The organism is Geodermatophilus sp. URMC 61 (genome assembly GCF_052931555.1).
Genome location: NZ_JBRFHZ010000002.1, coordinates 4,836,752 through 4,854,425 on the forward strand (window position 1 = coordinate 4,836,752; position 17,674 = coordinate 4,854,425).

A 17,674-nucleotide genomic window follows, 5' to 3' on the forward strand; every position below is an offset into this window, starting at 1 on the left:
GACCGGCCGACGACGGTCGTCGACGACCCTCGCCACGTGGGAGCGGTGGTGACCACCCGTGTCGACCACGGCTCTCGAGGATGGAAGGGGTGTTCATGAGCGCGACAACGACCTCGACGGCGGCGGGTGCACAGCCCGCCCAGGCCGACGTTCCCGAGGCCTCGCCCGAGTCGATCCTGCAGGTCGGGATCGGGTTCTGGGCGTCGAAGACCCTGCTGAGCGCGGTGGAGTTGGAACTGTTCACCCACCTCGCGGGCCATCCGCAGGACCTGGAGGCGCTGCGGGCGCGGCTCGGGCTGCACCCGCGGGCGGCCCGGGACTTCCTGGACGCCCTGGTGGCCCTCGGCTTCCTGGAACGCAGCGACGGGGTCTACCGCAACACGACCGCCACCGACGCGTTCCTCGACAAGCGCAAGCCGGCCTACATCGGCGGGATCCTGGAGATGGCGAACGCCCGGATGTACCCATTCTGGGGCCACCTGACCGAGGCGCTGCGCACCGGCGAGCCGCAGAACGAGGCCAGGCACGGCGGCGCACCGCTGTTCCAGCAACTGTGCGCCGACCCCGAGCGCCTGCAGCAGTTCGCCGCTGCGATGACCGGGGGCAGCCGCGGGGCCAACCTGGAGATCGCCCAGCGGTTCCCCTGGGCCGACGTGGCGACGTTCGCCGACATCGGTACCGCGCAGGGCGACACCGCCGTCCAGATCGCCCTGGCCCATCCGCACCTGACCGGATACGGCTTCGACCTACCCCCGCTCGCCCCCGTCTTCGAGGACTACGCCCACCAGAACCAGGTCAGCGAGCGGCTCACCTTCGTGCCCGGCGACTTCTTCACCGACGCCCTGCCGACCGCCGACGTCCTGGTGATGGGGCACATCCTCCACGACTGGGACCTGGAGCAGAAACGGTTCCTGCTCGCGAAGGCGTACGACGCCCTTCCGGACGGCGGCTCGCTCATCGTGTACGAGACGATGATCGACGACGACCGGTCGTCGAACGCCTTCGGCCTGCTGATGAGCCTCAACATGGTCATCGAGACGCCCGGCGGTTTCGACTTCACCCCCACCGACTGCATGGGGTGGATGCGGGACGCAGGTTTCCGCAGTGCCCGCGCCGAGCACCTGACCGGGCCCTACTCGATGGTCGTCGCGGTCAAGTAGCGGCTCCCGCGGAGCGTCGCCGGTCGCCGCATCACGCGACGCAGAACTCGTTGCCCTCGGGGTCGGCCAGGGTGGCCCACTCGAACGGGCCCTGCGAGGCCCGGTGGAGCTCGGTGGCACCCAGTCCGAGGAGCCGGGCGACCTCGTCCTCGCGCCGCTCCGGGCCCACGTGCACGTCCAGGTGCACGCGGTTCTTGACGGTCTTGGCCTCGGGGACGTGCTGGAAGAGCACCCGCGGCCGGCCGGGGTCGGGGGAGGTGATCGCTGCCCCCGAGCGCCACACCAGCGCGCCGCGGTGCGTGGTGGTGTCCGCCTCGGTCGCTGCGCCCGACGCGACCATGCGGCGGATGAACGCCTCGTCCTGCGGTTCCACCCGCCACCCGAGGGCCTCGGCCCACCAATCGGCCAGTCCGTGCGGGTCGGCGCAGTCGATCACGATCTGGAGGTCGGCGGCCATGCGCGGACGGTAGGGCACGCCACCGACGCGTCCCGGACCCCCTGCAGGGGCCCGTCAAGGGGGCAGGGAGGTCCTCCTTCAGAGCTCCCGGGCCAGCTCCGCGCGCATCTCCTCCTGGCCGGGCAGTGGCGTGCTCAGCCCGCAGTGGTCGCGCAGCACCTCGCCCAGCGACGGGAAGGTCGAGCGCTCCACCTGCCGGTCGGCGTTCCACAGCCCGGAGCGCATGACCGCCTTGCCGCACTGGAAGTACGCCCGCTCGACGGTCAGCACGAGCACCGATCGCGGCGGGCGGCCGAACTCGGTCAGGTCCAGACCGAGGTCGTCCGGGCCCACGAGGGTCGTCGTCCCGAAGACCTTGAGCGTCTCCTCGAACCCGGGCACGAAGAAGAGCAGGGCGGCGCGCGGGTTGCCCACGGTGTTGCGCAGGCTGTCCACCCGGTTGTTGCCCTGCCGGTCGGGGACGGCGAGTGTCCGCTCGTCGAGGACCCGCGCGAACCCAGGGTCACCGCCCCGCGGGGAGACGTCGGGCCAGCCGTCGGGACCGGCGGTGGCCAGCGTGGCGAACGGCGACAGCGCGATGAAGGCGCGGCAGTGCCGGTCCAGGTGGTCGATGACCTTGTCCTGCACCAGCTGCGAGGGCGGGCGGTAGGCCGCCAGGACGTCGGGAGCGGTGTCCACGGGTGCACGGTAGCCGGGCTAGCGTGCACCTCCGTGCCCGCACAGTGGAGTTCCCCGGTCCGGTACGTGGAGTGCGACCAGCAGGGCGTCGTCTTCAACGCCCACTACCTGACCTGGGCCGACGAGGCCTCCAACGCCTGGTGGACGTCGCACGGCCTGCCGTGGGACGAGCTGGTCGCCAGCGGCGTCGACCCGGTGGTCAAGGCCAGCTCACTGGAGTGGTCGTCGTCGGCGCGGTTCGGCGACACCGTCACGGTGGACGCCGAGACCGAGAAGGTCGGCTTCACCAGCGTGACCGTGCGGTTCACCGTCCGCGTGGGCGAGCGCCTCTGCTGCGTGGTCCGCACCACCTACGTGTGCATCACCGAGGCCGGCAAGGCGCCGTGGCCGGACGAGGTCCGGGCCCGGCTCACCGCGGGCTGAGCGCGTCCCCGGGCGGGAGCACCGGCAGGCCGCCGGGGACGCCGTCCTCGAGCAGCCGCCAGAGCGCATCGGTGTCGGCGTGCTCGGCGACCAGGTCGCCCAGGGCGTCCAGCCGGCGCTCGCGGACCGCGGCGAAGTCGGTGTCCGGCGCGGCCACGAACCGCCGTCCGGCCACCCGGGCGACCTCGGCGAGGAACGCCCGCCGGAAGCCGTCGTCCTCCAGCGCCCCGTGCCACGTGGTGCCGAAGACCGCCCCGGCGCGGGCGCCGTCGAGGAAGGGCTCGGCAGGCAGGTCGGAGGAGAGCCAGTCCACGGTGACCACCCCGTGGTGGATCTCGTAGCCGCGCACCGGCTGCCCCAGCGCCGTCCCCACCGGCCGGCCGAGGGTCTTCTCCGGCGCGAAGCGGACGTCGGCCGGCAGCAGCCCGAGCCCGGGCACCGTGCCGGCCCGCGACTCGACGTCGTCGGTGATCGTGCGGGCCAGCATCTGGTGGCCGCCGCAGACGCCCAGCACCGCCCGGCCGGCGGCGGCGTGCCGGACGACGGCGTCGGCCAGGCCGGTGGCGCGCAGCCAGCCGAGGTCGGCGACCGTGGCGCGGGTGCCGGGCAGCACGACGAGGTCGGCGTCGGCCAGCTCCTCCGGAGTGGTCGCGTAGCGGACCAGCACCCCCGGCTCGGCGGCCAGCGCGTCGAGGTCGGTGAAGTTGGACAGCCGCGGCAGCCGGGCGACGGCGACCCGCAGCACCTCCTCGCCGTGCGGCGGGCCGGCGGAGGAGACGCCGGTCGGGACCCCGAGGGAGTCCTCCACGTCCACCGCCGCGCCGGGCAGCCAGGGCAGCACGCCGAGGGTCGGACGGCCGGTGAGCGCGGCGAGCCGGTCCAGCCCGGGCGCCAGCAGGCGGACGTCGCCGCGGAACTTGTTGACGAGGAAGCCGGCGACCAGCCGCTGGTCGGCCGGCGGCATGAGCGCGACCGTGCCGTAGAGGGCCGGGAAGACCCCGCCCCGGTCGATGTCGCCGACGACGACCACGGGCAGCCCGGCGGCGGTGGCCAGCCCCATGTTCGCGATGTCGTCGGCGCGCAGGTTGATCTCGGTGGGGGAGCCGGCGCCCTCGCAGACGACGACGTCGAACCGCGCGCGCAGGTCCTCGAGGCTGGCCAGCACCTGCTCCAGCAGCGCGGCCTTCATCGGCCGGTAGGACAGCGCGGTCACGTCGGCCACGGCCCGGCCGAGGACGACGACCTGGCTGGAGTCCTCGCCCCCGGGCTTGAGCAGCACCGGGTTCATCGCCGCCTCGGGCTCGACGCGGGCCGCGGCGGCCTGCATCACCTGGGCCCGGCCGATCTCCGCGCCGTCGACGGTGACCATCGAGTTGTTGCTCATGTTCTGCGCCTTGAACGGGGCGACCGACACCCCCTGGCGCACCAGCCAGCGGCAGATGCCGGCGGTCACCACCGACTTGCCGGCGTCGGACGTCGTCCCGGCGACGAGCAGGGCGCCGCCGGAGGCCGGGCGCCGGGGAACGGTGCCGCTCATGCCCGCGGCTGCCCCCAGCCGGCCTTCTCCTGGCCGGAGAGCTCGGCGATGGCCTCCATGATCCGGTCGGTGACCACGCGGCGGGCCCGGCCGTTGCCGGCCATCCCGCGCTGCTCGGGGAAGGTCAGCGGCTGGCCGAAGGTGACCGACACCTTGTGCGGGCGCGGCCAGCGGGAGTCGACGGGCTGCACCTTGTCCGTGCCGTGCACGGCCACGGGGACGACGGGGCAGTCGGCGGTCAGCGCCAGCCAGGCGACCCCGGTCTTCCCGCGGGCCAGCTTCCCGTCGCGCGAGCGGGTGCCCTCCGGGTAGATGCCGAAGCCCTCACCGCGGCGCAGCACGCCCAGCGCGGTGTCCAGCGCCTCCTGTGCGGCCCGGTGGGTCTGCCGCTCCACCGGCATGGCCCCGAGCGCGGTGAACAGGGTCCGGCTCAGCCAGCCGGAGAAGCCGGTGCCGGTGAAGTACTCGGCCTTGGCCAGGTAGTGCACGCGGCGCGGCGCCGACAGCGGGATCACCATGCTGTCGATGAAGGACAGGTGGTTGCTGGCCAGGATCACCGGGCCGGTGGCCGGCACGTTGGCCCGCCCCGTCACGTGCATGCGCAGCGTGACGTGGAACAACGGGCGCAGCAGGAACCGGACGACCAGGTAGAGCACGCCGCGTTCCCCTCTCGGCTCGGGGACCGCCGGCGAGCACCGGCGTCAGCGGCATTGTCCCGGTGCTCCGGGGACGGTGGGCTCCCGGGGGCGCACGGGCGCCCAGGGCGTGTCCGACGGACCCGTGCCCGAGGAAGCGCGGCGCTCCCGAGGCCAGGGGTCCGTGGGACCCGTCCTAGTGGTGCGGGCGGGGCGGGCAGACGTCCCGGATGAGTGCCTGGATGTCCTCGGGCAGCCCGGCGTGTCCGGCGGCGGACTCGACGATGGCCACCGCGACGTCGCGCACCTTGCGGTGGGAGTTGCTCGAGATGTGGGCGAGCAGGTCGAAGGCCACCTGCTCACCGCAGCTGGTGAGCAGCATGAGGATGCCCTTGGCCTGCTCGATCGCCGCCCGGCTGCTCATCGCCGTGCGCAGCTGGGCGACCTCGGTCTCCAGGGCGTGCACCCGGTCGTCCTCGGTCCCCGCCGTCCCCGGCCGGGACGCCGGCGGACGCGGGTCCGGGGGGACCTCGACGAGCACGCCCTCGAGCGCGTCGACCGCCCCGGCCGGGTCGACGACCGGTTCGCCGACGAGGAGGGCGGGGCGCTCCATCCCGCCCCGGCTGCCCAACCGCACCCGCAGGGCGAAGGGGGTGCCGGTGGTGCACGCGGCGGCGATGGCGTCGACGGCGCGGGGCCGGTCCCCCGGGTGCAGCGAGCGGACCAGCAGTTCCGTGCACGGGTGCGCGCCGTTGCGAGCCAGGTTGAGCAGCCCGGCCATCTCCGGCGACCACGTCCACGTGCCGGCGCGCCGGTCGTAGCGGTACCGGCCGGCCAGGCGCCGTGCGGTGGGGAGGGGGCGGGCCGGCTGCGCCGTCGGACGGGCGGTGGGCGCGGTGCCGCGGGTGAGGATGGGGGAAGGGGTCGCTGTCATGTCGACTCCACGGGGGTGCCGCCGGGGCCGGCCCCGGCCGGAGCGCCGCCGGCCGTGGGTTCGACCTCCGCGGTACGCCGGTGACCATCCGGTCACCGGCCGCTCCGTGTCACCGGACCGTACGACCTCCGGAGGCGACACGCACGCCCGTCGGTCCCGGGTCCGGTACTCGGTCCCGCGTGTCCCGGTGCGCCATGCCGAGGACGTCACGGAACGCGGTCGACCTGCGTCGCTCCGTCAGCGAGGGGTCCCGGCGTCCCGTCGACTCAGACCACCGTTGCCGGGCGGGCGGGGAGCCGGGACGAGGCCGGCCGGCGGCGCACCGCGGCGGCTGCCTGAGCCAGCAGTCCGACGGCCGTCCGGAGCCGGTCCGGTGGCAGGGTGAACGGCAGCCGGAGGTGGTCGTCGAAGGCGTGTCCGGTGCCGAACGCCCGCCCCTCGGCGAGCAGCAGCCCGAGCGGTGCCGCGGCGGCCGTGAGCGCGGCCGAGCCGACTCCCGGGGGCAACCGGCACCACAGCGACAGCCCGCCGGCCGGCCGCGTGGGGACCCAGTCGGGCAGCTCGCGAGCCAGCTCGGCGAGGAGGAGTTCGCGGCGCTCGCGCAGCGCCCGGCGGCGCTGGTCGAGGACCTCGTCGAGCTGCCGCACCAGGGCCGTGGCGGCCAGCTGGTCGAGGATCCCCACCGACAGCTGCCGGCGGCCGAGGGTGGCGCCGAGCTGGGCGGCCAGCGCCGCGTCGGTGCGCAGCCAACCGATCCGCAACCCACCCCACACGGCCTTGGAGAGCCCGCCGACGGTCACCGTGGCGGCGTCCGGCAGCCCGGCGGCGAACGGCGGCAACGGCCCGTCGTCCAGGTGCAGCTCGGCGGTGACCTCGTCGACCACGGCCAGCACCCCGTGCTGCCAGAGTGTCGCCGAGACGCGCCGCCGTCCGGCTGCGGACAGCCGGGTGCCGGTGGGGTTGGAGAAGTCGGGCATGAGGAAGGCGAGCCGCGGGCTGCTCTGCCGGGTGACCAGCTGAGCGGTGCGGGCGAGGGCGTCGGGGTCGTCGGGATCGACCGGTGCGGGGATGCAGCGGCCGCCCGCGGCCTCGACCATCCCGATCGCGCCGGGGTAGGTCGGGTGCTCGACGAGCACCCGGTCGCCCGGCTGCAGGAGGGTCTCGACGACGACGGCGGTGGCGTCGCCGGTGCCGGCGGTGACGACGACCTGGTCGGGATCGGTCGGCAGCCCCCGCGTGGTGAACCGGTCCGCGATCGCCGCCCGCAGCTCCGGCAGGCCGCTGGGCGCGTACCCGTGCCCGTCCGTGCAGGCGGGTAGCCGGGCGAGGGCCTGCTCGTAGGCGCCCGTGAGCTGGGGCGCCGCCTCGAGCGCGGCGTGCGCCAGGTCGAGGACGTGGGGATCGGTGCTCGGCGCACCCCAGGCCGGGCCGGTGGAGGGCAGTTCGGTGACCGTGCCCGACCCGTGCCGGGTGACGGCGAAGCCGGCCTCACGCAGCTGCCGGTAGGCCGAGGCGACGGTGACCCGGCTGGTGCCGAGCGCCGCGGCGAGCTCCCGCTCCGCGGGCAGCCGGCTGCCGGTCGGCAGCGCACCGGTGGTCACCAGCTCCTGGATGCGGCGGGCCAGCCCGGCGTAGCGGGGACCCGGCACGTCCTCGACCGCCCCGACCAGAGTGGCCAGCTCGCGAGCCGAAGTGGACTGCTCTGTGCGCGGTGGCATGCAGGCCACCATGCCGCAGTGGACCGCTTTCCGCCAGTTCCAGTGGTGCCACTCTGCTGACATGACCACAGCGAGCGTCGTCGTCCTGTTCGTCCTGCTGAGCCTGGTCGCCCTGTCGGTGACCACCCTCGTCATCGCCGTCCGCGGGGGGCGCGGCCCGGCCGATCCCCCGGCCAGTCACGCCCACATCGACCCCGCCGGGTTCCCGGTGCTGTCCGCCCCACGCGGTGCGCTGCACCTGCGGCCGCGTCAGGGCACCGGGCGGCTGCGGGCCGCGGTGGCGAGTGCGGCCGCAGCGGCCCACACCGCGCGGGAGAGCCGCACGGCGCGCGGCACGTCCGGAGCCGCGGGGGCCCGGCCGTTGCCGAGCGCCGGTCTGTCCTCCACCCGGCTGCCGTAGACGTTGCGCCCGCCCAGGCGCAGGCCCAGGGCGCCGGCCAGGGCCGCCTCGCACCGGCCGGCGTTGGGCGAGGGGTGCGCCGCACCGTCGCGCCACCAGACCCTCCACGCGCCGGGTGCCGAGCCGCCGACGAGCGGGGCGGTCGCCACGGTGAGCGCGGCGGTGAGCCGGGCGGGGAGCCAGTTGGCGACGTCGTCGGTGCGCGCGGCCGCCCAGCCGAAGCGGGCGTACCGCGGGGAGCGGTGGCCCACCATCGCGTCGAGGGTGTTGACCGCGCGGTACCCGAGCAGGCCGGGCAGCCCGGCGACCGCGCCCCACACCAGCGGTGCGACGGCGGCGTCGGAGGTGTTCTCGGCGACCGACTCGACCGTGGCGCGGGCCAGCTCCGGGACGTCGAGCCCGGAGGGGTCCCGGCCGGCCAGGGTGGGCAGCAGGGCGCGGGCGGCGGGCAGGTCCCCGGCGTCGAGCGTGCGCGCCATCGCCGTCCCGGCGCGGCCCAGGGAGGTGCCGCCCAGCACCGCCCAGGTGGCGACGGCGGTGACCAGGGTGCGGACGGCGGGCCGACCTCGGGTGCCCCGGTCGAGGAGGACGCCCAGACCGGTCGCCGCGCCGGTCAGCAGCCCGGCGTAGGCGGCGCCGGCGGCACGGGAGTCCCGCCAGAGCGGGCGCTCCAGGGCCGCGGCCGCCCGCCCGAACCCGGCCACCGGGTGCCACCGGCGTGGATCGGCCAGCAGCAGGTCGGCGGCGGCGCCGAGGGCCAGCCCCGCGGCGGTCGGGAGGTCACGCGGGGGCATGAGGCCATCCTGGGCCCATCGGGCCGACCGGCGCCGTCCCTAGGATCGACGGTCATGCGCCTGCCCGGCCGTTACAGCGGCGTCGCCCGGCCGATCGTCACCTACGGCCGCAACCCGGTCCTGCACCGGCCGTGTGCGCCGGTGACCGAGTTCGGCAAGGACCTCCGCCGGCTGGTCCTCGACATGTTCGCGTCGATGGAGGCCGCCGACGGCGTGGGCCTGGCGGCCAACCAGATCGGCGTCGACGCGCGCGTCTTCGTCATCGACTGCCCGGACGCCAACGGCGAGGACGTCGTCGGCTACGTGGTGAACCCGGAGCTCACCGTCCTCGAGCCGCGCGAGGGGGAGCCGGCCGAGGAGGTCACCGAGGAGGGCTGCCTGTCGGTGCCGGGCCCCTACGCCGAACTGCCGCGGGCCTTCCGCGCCCGGGTGGACGGTGTCGACGCCGACGGCGCGCCGGTGTCGATCGAGGCCACCGGGATGGCCGCCCGCTGCCTGCAGCACGAGGTCGACCACCTGGACGGGGTCGTCTACGTCGACCGGCTGCCGGAGGAGCTCCGGGAGCGGCTGCTGGCCGAGGCGGCCGGACCGAGCGGACAGCTGCCGGCGTGACGACATCGAGGAAGCACCGCGGCGAGCGCCCGAGCCGACAGCGAGTGGGCATCGCAGCGAGCTGTGCGAGCGACGAGCGGAGCGAGCGCGGAGTCGCGCCCGTGGGCAGAGCGTGAGTGCGCCGGTGGTCGTCGTCGGCATCGGGGCCGACGGCTGGGACGGCCTCTCGCCCCGCGCCCGCCGGGCGGTCGGGGACGCCGACGTGCTGCGCGGCAGCGCGCGCCAGTTGGCCCTCGTGCCGGACGACGTCCCCGCCGAGCGGGTGCCCTGGCCCTCGCCGATGGCCCCCGCCCTGGCCGGGCTGCTCGACGCCCACCCGGGCCGCCGGGTCGTGGTGCTGGCCAGCGGCGACCCGATGCTCTCCGGCGTCGGCACCTCGCTGGTCCGGTTGCACGGCGCCGGCGCGGTCGAGGTGGTCCCGCACCCGTCGTCGGTGACGCTGGCCTGCGCCCGGCTGGGCTGGGCGGTCGAGGAGGCGCAGGTGGTCTCCGTGGTCGGCCGGCCGGTCGAGCTGGTCGTGCCGCACGCCACCCCCGGCCGGCGGCTGCTGGTCCTCGGCTCGGACGGCGGCACCCCCGCGGAGGTCGCCCGGCTGCTGGCCGGCCACGGCTACGGCGCCAGCCGGCTGGTCGCGCTGGCGCAGCTGGGCGGGCCGGCCGAGCGGCGGTTCCCCGGGACCGCCGCGCAGTGGCCGCACGCGGAGACCGACCCGCTCGTCATCACCGCGGTCGAGGTGGCCGCCGACCCCGGCACCGTTCCGCTGGCCCCGGTGCCCGGCCTCCCCGACGACGCGTACGCGCACGACGGCCAGCTGACCAAGCGCGACGTCCGCGCGGTCACCCTCGCCCGGCTCGCGCCGCTGCCCGGCCGGCTGCTGTGGGACGTCGGCGCCGGCGCGGGCTCCATCGGCATCGAGTGGATGCGGGTGCACCCCTCCTGCCGGGCGGTCGCGGTGGAGTCCTCGGCCGAGCGGGCCGCCCGCATCACGCACAACGCCGCGCGGCTCGGCGTCCCCGGGCTGGCGGTGGTCGAGGGCCGGGCGCCGGACGCGCTCGAGGGGCTGCCCGAGCCGGACGCGGTCTTCGTCGGCGGCGGCCTCACCAGCGAGGGACTGCTGGACACCTGCTGGGCCGCGCTGCGCCCGGGCGGCCGGCTGGTGGCCAACGCGGTGACCGTCGAGGGCGAGGCGGTGCTCGCCGCTTGGCGGTCGAGGGTCGGCGGCGAGCTGACCCGGCTGTCGGTCGCGCACGCCACACCGGTCGGCGGCTACACCGGCTGGAAGCCCGCCATGCCCGTGACGATCTGGAGCGTGACCCGGTGACCGTGTTCTTCATCGGCGCCGGTCCGGGAGCCGCGGACCTGGTCACGCTGCGGGCGGCGCGGCTGATCGCGTGCGCGCCGGTGTGCCTCTACGCCGGTGCGCTGGTGCCGCGCGAGCTGCTCGACACCGCCCCGGCCGGTGCGCGGCTGGTCGACACCGCCGACCTCGACCTCGACCAGATCACCGCCGAGCTGGTCGCGGCGCACGAGGCCGGCCTCGACGTCGCCCGGCTGCACTCCGGTGACCCGTCGATCTACAGCGCCGTGGCCGAGCAGATGCGCCGGCTCGACGCGGCCGGGGTGCCCTACGAGGTGGTGCCCGGCGTCCCGGCGTTCGCCGCGGCGGCCGCGGCGCTCAAGCGGGAGCTGACCGTGCCGGGGGTGGGGCAGACCGTCGTCCTCACCCGGACCAGCGCCCGCTCCACCCCGATGCCGCCCGGCGAGGAGCTCGCCGCCTACGCGGCCACGGGCGCGACGCTGGTGCTGCACCTCGCCGTCCAGCGGATCGCCGAGCTCGCTCCCGAGCTGGCCGAGCACTACGGGGACGACGGCCCGGTCGCCGTGGTGGCCCGCGCGAGCCGGGACGACGAGCTGGTGCTGCGCGGCACGCTGGCCGACATCGCCGGGCAGGTGGAGGCGGCGGGCGTGACGCGGACGGCGGTGGTGGTCGTGGGCCCGGTGCTCGCGGCGGCGGAGTTCCCCGACAGCCACCTGTACTCCACGACCCGATGCCGGTGAAGGACCCCGCTGCCCCCCTGGAAGGACCCCCTCCCCACCCCTCGGAGGAGGACCCCGTCCTCCTCGCCACGCGCGCGCTCGCGGCGAGCCTCTGGACGGGGCCGGCCCTGGAGGGGGCCGCCTCAGGCGCGGCCGACCACGGTGCCGGCGCGGTCGACCACCACGACGTCGACCTCGACCGGCGCCCCCCGGAGCACGCCGAGCGCCGTCCTCCGGGCGCGGGCGGCCACCAGGTCGCCCAGCGGCAGCCCGGCCGCCTGGCACTGCTGCAGCGCGTCGAGCGCGGTGTTCGCGCCGCGCACGCCCTCGACCAGCTCGGCCGACCCGCCGGCGTTGCGCACCATCGCGGCCAGCGAGTCGGTGGACACCTGGGAGCGGCCGGAGTGCAGGTCGAGGTGGCCGTCGGCGAGCTTGGCCAGCTTGCCGATCCCGCCGGCGACCGTCAGCCGGGGCACCGGGTGGCGGCGCAGGTACTTCAGCACCGCGCCGGCGAAGTCGCCCATGTCGAGCAGCGCGTCCTCCGGCAGCCCGTACAGCTCGGTGACCACCCGCTCGCTGGTCGAGCCGGTGCACCCGGCGACGTGCTCGTGGCCCGCGGCCCGGGCGACGTCGATGCCGCGGCGGATCGAGTCGATCCACGACGAGCACGAGTAGGGGACGACGACGCCGGTGGTGCCCAGGATGGACAGCCCGCCGAGGATGCCCAGCCGCGGGTTCCAGGTCCGGCGGGCCAGCTCCGCCCCGTTCTCCACCGAGACCTCGACGACGACGTCGCCGGTGCCGCCGTGCCGCGCGGCGACCGCGGCCACGTGCGTGCGGATGAACTGCCGGGGCATCGGGTTGATCGCCGGCTCGCCCACCGGGAGCGGCAGCCCGGGCTTGGTCACCGTCCCGACGCCCTCACCGGCCCGGAAGACCACCCCGCTGCCCGGCTCGCCGTGGCCGACCCGCGCCGAGACCAGCGCGCCGTGGGTGACGTCGGGGTCGTCACCGGCGTCCTTGACCACGCTCACGGTCGCGGCGCCGTCCTCGAGCCGTTCGGTGGCCAGCGCAAACGACGGGTGCCTGTCGTGGGGCAGGTCGATCCGCACCGGGTCGGGGAACTCGCCGGTCAGGAGCGCGGTGTAGGCCGCGGTGGTCGCCGCGGTCGCGCAGGCGCCGGTCGTCCAACCGTAGCGCAGCCCCGTGCTGCCCTCGCGCCCCGCCTCGGTCACCTGACCAGCATGCACGGGGCGGGCGCGTGACCGGCCGGGTGCTGGTCCTCGGCGGGACGGCGGAGGCCCGGCAGCTCGCGGAGCGGCTCGTCGTCGAGGGTGTCGACGTGCTCAGCTCGCTGGCCGGCCGCGTCGCCGACCCGGTGCTGCCGCCCGGGGAGGTGCGGGTCGGCGGCTTCGGCGGGACGGCGGGCCTGGCGGCGGCGCTCGACGGCGTGGCCGCGCTGGTCGACGCCACCCATCCCTTCGCCGCCACCATCACCGCGCACGCGGCGGCCGCGGCCGCGAACACCGGCACCCCGCTGCTGCGGCTGCAGCGCCCCGGCTGGGCGCCGCAGCCCGGCGACAACTGGCGATGGGTGGACTCCCTGGCCGACGCGGCGGCGGCGGTGGCCGGTTCCCGCGTGGTGCTGCTGACCACCGGCCGGCAGGGCCTCGCCGCCTTCGCGGGCCTGAACGGGCACTGCGTCGTCCGCTCGGTGGACCCGCCGGAGCCGCCGCTGCCGGCCCGCGCGACGGTGGTCCTCGCCCGTGGCCCGTTCACCGTCGAGGACGAGCGGGCGCTGATGACCGCGCACGGCGTCGACGTCGTCGTCACCAAGGACAGCGGCGGGCCGATGACCGCGGCCAAGCTCACCGCGGCCCGTCAGCTCGGCGTGCCCGTGGTACTGGTCCGCCGGCCGCCGCTGCCCGGGGGCGTGCCGGTGGCCGCGACCGTCGAGGAGGCCGCGGCCTGGGTGCTCAGGCGGTGGGAGAGCGGAACGACCAGGCCGCCAGCCACACCACGCCCACGGTGACCACCAGGGCCAGCGGCACGTGCGTCACGATCGAGCCCGAGCTGCCCAGCGCCGCCTGCACGAACGTGAGCACGAAGACCGCCGCGGCCAGCGCGGCCGGCCACCACACCCGCGTGCGCCGCCCGTGCAGCACCGCGGCGGCCAGCAGCAGCCCGGTGGTCACGTGCAGGGCGATCGCCCCGGCGCCGTGGCCCCCGGTGGCGTCCTCACCGACGAGCATCCGGCCGGCGGAGAAGAACTGCCAGAACAGCACCAGCACCGACAGCACCGCAGCTGCCTGCACCGGCCGGAGCGTCGAGGCGGGGGCTGCCACGGTGGTGCCGCGGGTCCGGGTCATGGGGTCCTCCGGGGCGGACGACGACAGGGAGACAGTGCTTGAAGATTGAAGCAGTTGACCGCGGTCCGCACCAGGGGCTCGCGCGCCGCCTGGTCCTGTTCGACCTCGACGGCACGTTGGTGGACTCCACCCCGGGCATCTGGTCCTGGGTACGGGCCGCGGCCGCCGAGCTGGGCCTGCCCGAACCGACCCCGGAACAGCTGCGCGGGATGGTCGGCCCGCCGTTGCAGGACGGGTTCGCCCTCGTCCTCGGCGTCCCGGTCGACGACGTCCCCCGGGCGGTCGCCGCCCACCGCGCGCACTATGCCGCAGGCGCGCTGCTCGACGCCACCGTCCACGCCGGCGTCCCCGCGCTGCTCGCCGACCTGCTCGACGCGGGCGCCACCCTCGCGGTCGCCACCAGCAAGCCGGAGCCCTTCGCCGTCCGGCTGCTGGCGCACGCCGGGCTGCTGCCGTTCTTCGCCTCCGTGCACGGCGCGACCTTCGACGGCACCGTGCGGCACAAGGACCAGGTGGTGGCCGCGGCGCTGGCCGCGCACCCCGATGGCGAGCGGCCGGTGCTGGTCGGCGACCGGGCGCACGACGTGCTGGGGGCGGCCGCGCACGGGCTGCCCTGCATCGGCGCCGGGTGGGGCCCCGCGCCGCCGGGCGAGCTGGCGGACGCCGGTGCGGCGGTGGTGGCGGCCACACCGGCGGAGGTGCGGACGGCGCTGGTCCGCGTGTGACACCGAGGGGACCCCCCGCATTGACAGCGTGCTGTCATCCTCATAACATGACAGCACGCTGTCAACGTGAGGAGTGGGCCATGACCGACGTCGTCCTCTACGCCACCGACACGATGGCCGACTGGGAGTACTCGTACCTGACCGCCGGGCTCGCCATGGCCGCCGAGCAGGACCCGGACCGCTTCCAGCTCCGTGTCCTCGCGGACGCGCAGGAGGAGGTCACGACCAAGGGCCGGCTGCGGCTGTCCACGGACGGGGACCTCGACGACGTGTCCCTCGAGGACGTGGCGCTGCTCGTGCTGCCCGGAGCCGACACCTGGTCCGACGGGCACCGGCGGGTCCTCGACCTGGCCCGGGTGCTGCTGGAGCGGCACACGCCCGTGGCGGGGATCTGTGGAGCCACGTACGGCCTGGCGCGAGCCGGCCTGCTCGACGACCGCGCTCACACCAGTAACGCCCTCGACTTCCTCGTGCCGTCGGGCTATGCCGGCGCCGGCCGCTACCGCGACGAGCGGGTCGTGGTCGACGGCGACGTCATCACCGCTCCGGCTACCGCGCCGGTCGACTTCGCCGCTGCGGTGTTCCGCCGCCTGGAGCTGTTCCCCCCGGCGACGATCGATGCCTGGTACGGGCTCTACACCACGGGGGAGCGGCGCTGGTTCGATGCACTCTCCGGGCCGTCGGCCGCATGACGCCGTGACCGAGGACCGGCAACCGACCCCCGGGCAGGAGACGAGCGCGCCCGGGGGTGACTCGGCCCGCACGCCCGCCGGCGACGCGCTGACCGACCTGGTCCTGCCGGTGTTCGAGCTGAACGGGGAGTTCCTCGCCGCGGCGGAGCAGATGACCCGGCCGGTCGGGCTCACCCCTGCCTGGTGGCAGGTCCTCGGTGCGACCCTCGACGAGGCCCTGCCGGTGGCCGAGATCGCGCGGCGGGTGGGGCTCGGCCTCGCTCGGCAGAGCGTGCAGCGGGTGGCGGACGTCCTCGTCGAACGGGGATGGGCGGTCTACCGCGACAACCCGGGTCACCGCCGCGCGAAGCTCCTGGAGCCGACGGCGCCGGGGCGCAGCGCCCTCCGGCGCCTGGCCGCCGCGCAGCACGAGTGGGCCGACACGGTCGCGGAGGCGGTCGGCGAGGCCGACCTCCGGCGGGCCCTCGCGATCATCCGACGGGTCATCGACAGCTCGCGCCGCTACCGGGAGGGCCACGCGGACGGTGGCGAGGCGGCAGTCACGTGACCGCGCCGGAGTGGGATATCCGGCTGACCTCCCGGGTGCCCTGGCGCATGATGTCCGTCGGTGATCCGACGACCACGAGGAGGAAGAGCACGGTGCGCGCACTGACGGAGAAGCAGGTGCGGCGGTCCTTCGTGAACTGCTCACGGGGCGAGGCCGAGGGCATGACGCTGCCGCGCACCTTCGCGGAGACCCCGTGGGAGGAGCTCGTCGTCCTCGGCTGGCGCGACCCGAAGGCGCCGTTGCGCGGCTACCTGGTGGTCGAGCGGGACGGCCGGCCGGTCGGCGTCGCCGTCCGCGCCGCCGACACCCGGATGTCCTCGGCGACGCCCGCGATGTGCCTGCTGTGCCAGACCGCGCAGTCGGGCAGCGACGTCTCGCTGTTCACCGCGCGCCGGGCGGGCGAGGCCGGCCGCAACGGCAACACGGTCGGCACCTACGTCTGCGCCGACCTGGCCTGCGCCGTCCGCGCGCGCGAGGAGATCCCGCCGTGGCTGCGGGAGCGCGACCCCGAGGAGGTCGCCGTCGAGCGCACCGCCGAGCTCGAGCAGCGGGTGCACGGGTTCCTGGACGCCGTCCTGCGCTGACTCCCCGGCACGTCCAGGGGCTGGGTGACCCCACCCCTACAGCGGGGCGCGGCCCCCTTGCAGGGTGCCGGGTCCCGGCCCGAGCTGGCGAGGGCCGGGAAGGACGGGGTCCTTCTCCGAGTGGTGCGGGGCGAGGAGGCCCTCTCGGGGCTCGGGACGGCGCTCGGCCGCGCGGCGGTGCCGCTGCAGCCCGGCCACCGCGGTCAGGGCCAGGACGATCACGGCCACCCCGTACACCGCGGTGGTCGCCCGCAGCCCCGCCGCACCCGAGGCCAGCCCGGCGACGACGGCCGGGATGCTGAAGGCCAGGTAGCCGACGACGAAGACGCTGGAGAGCAGCCCGCCGCGCTCGCCGGGCGCGACGCCGGCGGTCACGGTGGCCATCGCGCCGAGGAAGGCCGCGCCGAAGCCGAACCCCGAGACCGCAGCGGCGACGAAGAAGAGCCCGGCGCTCCCGGTGGCCAGCGACACGATCGTGCCGCTGACGCCCGCGGCGAAGACCAGGCAGCCGGCGGTCATCGCGGTGTGCGGGGCGGCGTTGCGCAGGCTCACGCTGCCGACGGCGCCCACGCCCTGCATCGCCACGATGACCAGGCTGCCGACGAGGTGGTCCTCCAGGCCGAAGACGCCGGCGGCCACGGACGGTCCCAGCGAGAGGTACAGGCCGCCCAGGGCCCACATCGCCACCAGGCAGGGTGCCGCGACGAGGAAGGCCGCCCGCTGGGCGGCGGGCACGTGCACCCGCGGCCGCAGCGAGGCGAGCACGCCGGGGGTCCGCGGCGAGGACTCCGGTAGCAGCAGGGCCACCCCGGCGGCGACGCCGAACAGCGCGGTCAGCGCGCCGAAGACCCAGTCGGTCGGCGCGGGGACGAGGTCGACCGCCAACCCGGCGCTGACCGCGCCGAGGGCGAGGGCGAACCCGGGCGAGGCGCTGTTGACCAGGGCGCCGAGGGGACGGTCGGTGCGCTGGTGGTCCAGCAGGGTCGCGCCCAGGGCGCCGGTCAGGCTGCCGACCGACACGCCCTGCACCACCCGCGCGGCCAGCAGCCAGCCCACCGAGTCCGCGGCCAGGAACAGCGCCATCGCGACGACCTGCAGCAGCATCCCGGCCACGATGACCGGCCGCCGTCCCACGTGGTCCGACAGCGCGCCGACCACCAGCAGCGTGGCGAGCAGCGCGATGGCGTAGATGCCGAAGACCGTCGTCAGCACCCCGGAGGAGAAGCCGAAGCGCTCCTGGTAGACGCGGTAGAGCGGCGACGGGACGCCGGAGGCGGCGAGGACCAGGACGAGCAGCGCGGCCGCCGTCCAGAAGGAGACGGCGCGGGTCGGGCGGCGGACGGGCACGCAACAGCGCAAGCCCACCCGCCGC

At 76.0% G+C, this 17,674-nt stretch carries 20 protein-coding genes; 10 read left to right on the plus strand and 10 right to left on the minus strand.

Annotation, left to right across the window (positions count from 1 at the left end):
- Positions 1-95: 95 nt before the first annotated feature.
- A complete protein-coding gene (locus ACU610_RS22595; RefSeq protein ID WP_446769931.1) occupies positions 96-1,160 on the plus strand; it encodes a methyltransferase in 1,065 nt (354 codons plus the stop codon).
- Positions 1,161-1,191: 31 nt separating this feature from the next.
- Here the strand turns inward: ACU610_RS22595 and ACU610_RS22600 are convergent, their stop codons facing one another.
- Entirely contained in the window at positions 1,192-1,617 is a 426-nt protein-coding gene (locus ACU610_RS22600) for a VOC family protein (protein WP_446769932.1), read from the minus strand.
- 78 nt (positions 1,618-1,695) lie between these two features.
- The gene (locus ACU610_RS22605; protein ID WP_446769933.1) at positions 1,696-2,295 is read right to left on the minus strand and encodes a pyridoxamine 5'-phosphate oxidase family protein; all 600 of its coding nucleotides are present in this window, start codon (positions 2,293-2,295) and stop codon (positions 1,696-1,698) included.
- A 33-nt stretch (positions 2,296-2,328) separates the two neighbouring features.
- Between ACU610_RS22605 and ACU610_RS22610 the strand changes: the two genes are divergently transcribed.
- Positions 2,329-2,718 carry an acyl-CoA thioesterase gene (locus tag ACU610_RS22610; RefSeq protein ID WP_446769934.1) on the plus strand — a complete coding sequence of 130 codons (390 nt, stop codon included), beginning with the start codon at positions 2,329-2,331 and terminating at the stop codon, positions 2,716-2,718.
- On the opposite strand, the gene ACU610_RS22615 is transcribed toward ACU610_RS22610, so the two are convergent.
- From ACU610_RS22615 to ACU610_RS22635, 5 genes are all read right to left on the minus strand, one after another.
- Entirely contained in the window at positions 2,705-4,255 is a 1,551-nt protein-coding gene (locus ACU610_RS22615) for a cobyric acid synthase (protein ID WP_446769935.1), read from the minus strand. The genes ACU610_RS22610 and ACU610_RS22615 overlap by 14 nt on opposite strands.
- Positions 4,252-4,911 (minus strand): lysophospholipid acyltransferase family protein, encoded by a 660-nt coding sequence (locus ACU610_RS22620; RefSeq protein WP_446769936.1) that lies wholly within the window; start codon positions 4,909-4,911, stop codon positions 4,252-4,254. Before ACU610_RS22620 ends, ACU610_RS22615 begins: the two co-directional genes overlap by 4 nt.
- Before the next feature lie 175 nt (positions 4,912-5,086).
- The gene (locus ACU610_RS22625; RefSeq protein WP_446769937.1) at positions 5,087-5,824 is read right to left on the minus strand and encodes an ANTAR domain-containing protein; all 738 of its coding nucleotides are present in this window, start codon (positions 5,822-5,824) and stop codon (positions 5,087-5,089) included.
- A gap of 266 nt (positions 5,825-6,090) precedes the next feature.
- Positions 6,091-7,542, minus strand: coding sequence for a MocR-like transcription factor YczR (yczR, locus tag ACU610_RS22630; RefSeq protein ID WP_446769938.1), 1,452 nt, complete (start codon positions 7,540-7,542; stop codon positions 6,091-6,093).
- Positions 7,543-7,791: 249 nt separating this feature from the next.
- Positions 7,792-8,736 carry a cobalamin biosynthesis protein gene (locus tag ACU610_RS22635; RefSeq protein WP_446769939.1) on the minus strand — a complete coding sequence of 315 codons (945 nt, stop codon included), beginning with the start codon at positions 8,734-8,736 and terminating at the stop codon, positions 7,792-7,794.
- A 54-nt stretch (positions 8,737-8,790) separates the two neighbouring features.
- On the opposite strand from ACU610_RS22635, the gene def reads away from it, so the two are divergent.
- The 3 genes from def (at position 8,791) to cobM (ending at position 11,406) form a co-directional block, all read left to right on the plus strand.
- Positions 8,791-9,348 carry a peptide deformylase gene (gene def, locus ACU610_RS22640; protein ID WP_446769940.1) on the plus strand — a complete coding sequence of 186 codons (558 nt, stop codon included), beginning with the start codon at positions 8,791-8,793 and terminating at the stop codon, positions 9,346-9,348.
- A gap of 112 nt (positions 9,349-9,460) precedes the next feature.
- Positions 9,461-10,669, plus strand: a complete 1,209-nt coding sequence (gene cbiE / locus ACU610_RS22645) for a precorrin-6y C5,15-methyltransferase (decarboxylating) subunit CbiE (protein ID WP_446769941.1) — start codon at positions 9,461-9,463, stop codon at positions 10,667-10,669.
- Entirely contained in the window at positions 10,666-11,406 is a 741-nt protein-coding gene (cobM, locus tag ACU610_RS22650) for a precorrin-4 C(11)-methyltransferase (RefSeq protein ID WP_446769942.1), read from the plus strand. The genes cbiE and cobM overlap by 4 nt, the downstream gene beginning before the upstream one ends.
- Before the next feature lie 122 nt (positions 11,407-11,528).
- Here the strand turns inward: cobM and ACU610_RS22655 are convergent, their stop codons facing one another.
- Positions 11,529-12,620 carry a cobalt-precorrin-5B (C(1))-methyltransferase gene (locus ACU610_RS22655; protein ID WP_446769943.1) on the minus strand — a complete coding sequence of 364 codons (1,092 nt, stop codon included), beginning with the start codon at positions 12,618-12,620 and terminating at the stop codon, positions 11,529-11,531.
- Between the two features lie 26 nt (positions 12,621-12,646).
- Here ACU610_RS22655 and ACU610_RS22660 point away from each other — a divergent pair, with 26 nt between their 5' ends.
- Entirely contained in the window at positions 12,647-13,417 is a 771-nt protein-coding gene (locus ACU610_RS22660; RefSeq protein WP_446769944.1) for a cobalt-precorrin-6A reductase, read from the plus strand.
- Here ACU610_RS22660 and ACU610_RS22665 read toward each other — a convergent pair.
- Entirely contained in the window at positions 13,362-13,754 is a 393-nt protein-coding gene (locus tag ACU610_RS22665) for a hypothetical protein (protein WP_446769945.1), read from the minus strand. The two genes, ACU610_RS22660 and ACU610_RS22665, sit on opposite strands and share 56 nt — an antisense overlap.
- A 38-nt stretch (positions 13,755-13,792) precedes the next feature.
- Between ACU610_RS22665 and ACU610_RS22670 the strand changes: the two genes are divergently transcribed.
- The 4 genes from ACU610_RS22670 (at position 13,793) to ACU610_RS22685 (ending at position 16,302) form a co-directional block, all read left to right on the plus strand.
- Entirely contained in the window at positions 13,793-14,479 is a 687-nt protein-coding gene (locus ACU610_RS22670; protein ID WP_446769946.1) for an HAD hydrolase-like protein, read from the plus strand.
- An 80-nt stretch (positions 14,480-14,559) separates the two neighbouring features.
- A complete protein-coding gene (locus ACU610_RS22675) occupies positions 14,560-15,171 on the plus strand; it encodes a DJ-1/PfpI family protein (RefSeq protein WP_446769947.1) in 612 nt (203 codons plus the stop codon).
- Positions 15,172-15,175: 4 nt separating this feature from the next.
- Positions 15,176-15,718, plus strand: coding sequence for a MarR family winged helix-turn-helix transcriptional regulator (locus tag ACU610_RS22680; RefSeq protein WP_446769948.1), 543 nt, complete (start codon positions 15,176-15,178; stop codon positions 15,716-15,718).
- A gap of 92 nt (positions 15,719-15,810) precedes the next feature.
- Complete coding sequence (locus tag ACU610_RS22685) at positions 15,811-16,302, plus strand: FBP domain-containing protein (RefSeq protein ID WP_446769949.1); 492 nt, start codon at positions 15,811-15,813, stop codon at positions 16,300-16,302.
- 36 nt (positions 16,303-16,338) lie between these two features.
- Here ACU610_RS22685 and ACU610_RS22690 read toward each other — a convergent pair whose 3' ends face one another.
- Positions 16,339-17,649, minus strand: a complete 1,311-nt coding sequence (locus ACU610_RS22690; protein WP_446769950.1) for an MFS transporter — start codon at positions 17,647-17,649, stop codon at positions 16,339-16,341.
- Between the last annotated feature and the right edge of the window lie 25 nt (positions 17,650-17,674).

Coding starts and splice junctions, on each gene's coding strand:
- ACU610_RS22665 (WP_446769945.1), bottom strand. CDS start 13,754: ATGACCCGGACCCGCGGCACCACCGTGGCAGCCCCCGCCTCGACGCTC.
- def (WP_446769940.1), top strand. CDS start 8,791: ATGCGCCTGCCCGGCCGTTACAGCGGCGTCGCCCGGCCGATCGTCACC.
- yczR (WP_446769938.1), bottom strand. CDS start 7,542: ATGCCACCGCGCACAGAGCAGTCCACTTCGGCTCGCGAGCTGGCCACT.
- ACU610_RS22600 (WP_446769932.1), bottom strand. CDS start 1,617: ATGGCCGCCGACCTCCAGATCGTGATCGACTGCGCCGACCCGCACGGA.
- ACU610_RS22615 (WP_446769935.1), bottom strand. CDS start 4,255: ATGAGCGGCACCGTTCCCCGGCGCCCGGCCTCCGGCGGCGCCCTGCTC.
- ACU610_RS22625 (WP_446769937.1), bottom strand. CDS start 5,824: ATGACAGCGACCCCTTCCCCCATCCTCACCCGCGGCACCGCGCCCACC.
- ACU610_RS22675 (WP_446769947.1), top strand. CDS start 14,560: ATGACCGACGTCGTCCTCTACGCCACCGACACGATGGCCGACTGGGAG.
- ACU610_RS22595 (WP_446769931.1), top strand. CDS start 96: ATGAGCGCGACAACGACCTCGACGGCGGCGGGTGCACAGCCCGCCCAG.
- ACU610_RS22635 (WP_446769939.1), bottom strand. CDS start 8,736: ATGCCCCCGCGTGACCTCCCGACCGCCGCGGGGCTGGCCCTCGGCGCC.